The following is a 4,385-nucleotide window of genomic DNA, read 5'->3' as shown; positions in this document are numbered from 1 at the left end:
TCTTTAAAAGTATAACACAGCTCCAAAAAGATGGGGTAAATGTTCATTGGATCGATGCCTATATTTTACGCCTAATCGGAAAGCCGCAGCAGGGATGGATCAATATCAAAGACGAAAAACTCAGTCGTATCGTCTATTTGTACCGATTGACTACTGCCAAGGCCGCTTTACAGGAGATTACGCTGATCCCCGGCGAAACGACCTATATGTTTTTGTATCAGATCGCAAGCGAACTTCATCTGGAATACGATCTACTCAAAAAAGCGTATGACGAAAAAGCCCCTATGAGCGAGGGGAACTTCGTACCCGATACCTACAGCATCCCGCGCAAGATTACCGAAGAGCGATTGATCGCATACCTGCTGGATAAATCCGATAAGAAGATGAAGCAGATATTCGCTGAGTACAATCAGCCTTTCAATACAAAAAATATGTTACATATTGTAACCAAAGCTTCCGTAATTCAAAAAGAAGCGGCTTCCATCGACGATATGCCGATGGTAAGCTCCGTTATCGATAATCGGATCAAAGAAGGGATGCGCCTGCAAATGGACGGGACGTTGAATTATGCAGAATTCTCTCATCAGAAGGTAACCGCAAAACGGATACGAACCGACACAACCCCCTATAATACGTACAAATACAAAGGTTTACCTACTTCACCCGTCTGTAATGTTTCAAAAGAGGCAATCCATGCGGCTATCTATCCCGCACAAACCGATTATCTGTATTTCGTCCGGGGCAAAAATGGGGAGCATATCTACAGTAGTTACTTTTCTACACACCGTAAAAACATACTAAATGCTACAAAATGAAACATATTTAGCACTTTTGTCACCTTTTGTAAGTTTATTCGAGATAAATGACACGCATGAGTGTTATGATGCTCGTATAAATAAATGACAGGAGAACCTGATGGCAAAAATCATTTGGTCAGTAATTGACGAAGCACCGGCATTGGCGACATATTCGCTTCTTCCGATCGTAAATGCATTCACAAAAGCAGCAGGCGTAGAAGTGGTAACAAGTGATATTTCACTCGCAGGTCGTGTTATCGCTACTTTTCCGGAGAGAATGAGCGATGCTCAACGCATCCCGGATAATCTAGCGCAACTCGGTGTCGTTGCTACCCAGCCTGACGGTGTTATTATCAAACTTCCGAACATTTCGGCTTCGATCCCGCAGTTAAAAGCGTGTATCGAAGAGCTCCAAGCACAAGGCTACGATCTTCCGGCATATCCGGAAGAGCCGCAAAACGAAGAAGAAAAAGAGATCCAATCCCGCTATTCGGCATGTTTGGGTTCTGCGGTCAATCCTGTCCTTCGTGAAGGTAACTCGGATCGTCGTGCAGCCGTTGCGGTTAAAAACTTTGCTAAGAAAAATCCGCACAAACTACGTGCATGGGATCAAGGTTCGCAAACACGCGTCGCTCACATGAACAGCGGCGATTTTTACGCAAATGAGCAATCGGTTATCAAAAACGGTGACGGCAAAGTGACCATCGCTTTGAACGGCAAAACACTTAAAGAGATCGATGCAAAAGACAAAGAAGTGTTGGATGCTACATTCATGAGTGCGAAAGCGCTCCGTTCTTTCTTGGCCGAGTCTATGGACGAAGCAAAAGAAAAAGGGATTCTCTGGTCGATCCACCTCAAAGCGACCATGATGAAAGTTTCCGATCCGATCATGTTCGGTCATGCGGTATCGGTTTTCTTTAAAGACGTGTATGAGAAATTCGCAGACGATTTCAAATCGGTCGGTATTAACCCGAATCTAGGGTTAGGCGATCTTGAGAAAAAAATGCAAAAACTTTCAGCTGAAAAACAAGCGGAGATCAACGCAGCTATGCAAGCGGTTTATGCAGCTCGCGCACCGATGGCGATGGTCGATTCGGACAAAGGGATTACAAACCTTCACTTCTCGAACGACATCATTATCGATGCGTCGTTGCCGGTCGTCGTACGCGACGGCGGTAAAATGTGGGGACCGGACGGCAAAGTAAACCAATGTATCGTTACGATTCCGGACCGCTGTTATGCAACGATGTATTCTGAAATCATCGAAGACTGCAAACATAACGGCCAATTCGACGTTACGACGATGGGATCTGTCTCAAACGTCGGTTTGATGGCGCAAAAAGCGGAAGAGTACGGCTCTCATCCGACAACGTTTGAAATTGCGGAAGACGGTGTCGTAACCGTTAGCGATGCGAGCGGAACGTTGATGAGCTTTGACGTGGAAAAAGGGGATATCTGGCGTATGTCGCGTGCGAAAGACATTCCGATCAAAGACTGGGTACGACTTGCGGTTGAACGTGCGGAAATCGAGAATGTACCTGTCGTATTCTGGTTGGATGAAAACCGTGCTCACGATGCAAACATCATCAAAAAAGTGAACGCATATCTTCCTGAATTCAACAAAGCAGGTGTAGAATATCATATTATGGCTCCTGAAAAAGCGATGGCGTTCTCATTAAAACGCGTACGTGCAGGTCAAAATACGATTTCGGCAACGGGTAACGTTTTACGTGACTACTTGACAGACTTGTTCCCGATCTTGGAACTCGGTACATCGGCGAAAATGCTTTCGATCGTTCCGTTGCTCGCAGGCGGCGGATTGTTCGAAACGGGTGCGGGCGGATCGGCTCCGAAACACGTGGATCAGTTTCTTGCGGAAGGACACCTTCGCTGGGATTCTTTGGGAGAGTTCTTGGCACTTGCCGAAGCCCTTCGCCATATCAACAAAACAGCGAAAAATGCCAAAGTTACGGCATTGACGGCAGCGCTTGACGAAGCGAACGCCGGTTATTTGGATAACAACAAAGCTCCCGGCCGTTCTGCGGGCGAGCCGGACAACAAAGCAAGCCATTTCTTCGTCGCTCAATATTGGGCACAGGCTTTGGCAAACTCTGCAGATGCGGAATTGGCGGCAAAATTCGCGCCGGTCGCTGCATCATTGGTAGAGAATGAATCAAAAATCATGGAAGAACTTCTCGCAGTAGAAGGGAAACCACAAGATATCGGCGGTTACTATCACCCTGATTTCGCTAAAGCGGAAAAAGCAATGCGTCCATCAGAAACCCTAAACGCCATCATCGCATCGATCTAAAAATGTTTCCAAAGGGCTTGTCCCCTTTGGATTCATTTGCCATAATGCGCTATCGTTTTTTATCTGCAGAGACCTCTCTATAGATAAAAGACGATTCGTCGTCTTTGTTTTGTTCTCGGCTCATATGCTTATCGGTGATTTTGGATAAAATCAGTGATGAGTATAGTGCGCATAAGAGAACAGGGAATATGACACAAGGAGTACGAAAATGGTAAAAGGAAAACGTGTCGGAATTGTAGGGGCAGGGAATGTCGGATCGACAATCGCCTACTCACTCGCAATGCTGGGCTCATGCCATGAGATCATCTTACGCGATAACAAAATCGAAATCGCAAAAGGAAAAGCGCTGGATATGTCTCAGGCCGCCGCCGCCGTCCGAAGCCACTCTGTGGTAAGCGTCGCTGAGACAATGGCCGATTTGACCGATTGCGACGTCGTCGTTATTACGGCGGGAAGCCCGCGTCTTCCGGGAATGAGCCGCGACGATTTGTTGATGATCAATGCCAAAGTGACACGTGAAGTAATCGAAGGGGTTGCCAAATACTCTCCGAACGCTATCGTTATCATGGTTTCGAATCCGTTGGATGCGATGACGTATGTCGCTCTCAAAGACAGCGGTTTCGACCGCAACCGCGTCATCGGTATGGCGGGTGTTTTGGACAGTGCGCGTATGGCGGCATTTATCCAGGAAAAACTCGGATACGGAGGCGGGCAAATCCGTGCGTCCGTTATGGGCGGCCACGGTGACGATATGGTTCCGCTTCCACGCTATTCGACCGTTGCCGGGGTTCCTCTCTCAGACGTATTGACCGGCGCTGAGATCGACGAAATCGTCCAACGCACCCGTAAAGGGGGCGCAGAAATCGTCGCGTTGCTTCAAACGGGATCGGCGTATTATGCTCCGGCAAAAGCGACGGCAATCATGGTCGAAGCGATTTTGAAAGATACCAAACAGATCCACCCGTGTGCCGTCTATCTCGAAGGCGAATACGGGTTTCATGACGTCGTGAGCGGTGTACCTGTGATGCTCGGTGCCAACGGTGCGGAGAAAATCATCGAAGTGACGCTGAACGATGCCGAAAAAGAGATGTTTGCCGCATCGTGCCGATCGGTACAGAGCCTGATCGATACCCTAAACGCCAATAACTTTTTTCAAGGAGCATAAGAATGAGCTTTCGCATAGAAAAAGATACGATGGGGGAAGTTCGGGTACCGAACGATACCTACTGGGGTGCTCAGACACAGCGCTCACTGGAAAACTTCCAGATCGGTGAAGA

3 protein-coding genes are annotated in these 4,385 nt (G+C 47.6%); all 3 read left to right on the top strand.

Features of this window, described 5'->3' with window-relative positions; translation table 11 throughout:
- On the top strand, nucleotides 1-815 hold an 815-nt coding region (mltG, locus tag Q0389_RS04380), incomplete at its 5' end, for an endolytic transglycosylase MltG (RefSeq protein ID WP_298692006.1).
- Nucleotides 816-915: 100 nt separating this feature from the next.
- Nucleotides 916-3,108, top strand: a complete 2,193-nt coding sequence (locus Q0389_RS04375) for an NADP-dependent isocitrate dehydrogenase (protein WP_298692004.1) — start codon at nucleotides 916-918, stop codon at nucleotides 3,106-3,108.
- Nucleotides 3,109-3,316: 208 nt separating this feature from the next.
- A complete protein-coding gene (gene mdh, locus Q0389_RS04370) occupies nucleotides 3,317-4,273 on the top strand; it encodes a malate dehydrogenase (protein WP_298692002.1) in 957 nt (318 codons plus the stop codon).
- Nucleotides 4,274-4,385 lie beyond the last annotated feature (112 nt).

Origin of the sequence: uncultured Sulfuricurvum sp. (assembly GCF_937936435.1) — a bacterium.
Classification (GTDB): domain Bacteria; phylum Campylobacterota; class Campylobacteria; order Campylobacterales; family Sulfurimonadaceae; genus Sulfuricurvum.
The sequence above is the reverse complement of the archived record's forward strand: the minus strand, read 5'-3'. Positions and strand labels throughout refer to the sequence as shown.

What these genes read in the sequence shown, in the direction of transcription:
- Q0389_RS04375 (WP_298692004.1), top strand. Translation starts at nt 916, where the DNA reads ATGGCAAAAATCATTTGGTCAGTAATTGACGAAGCACCGGCATTGGCG.
- mdh (WP_298692002.1), top strand. Translation starts at nt 3,317, where the DNA reads ATGGTAAAAGGAAAACGTGTCGGAATTGTAGGGGCAGGGAATGTCGGA.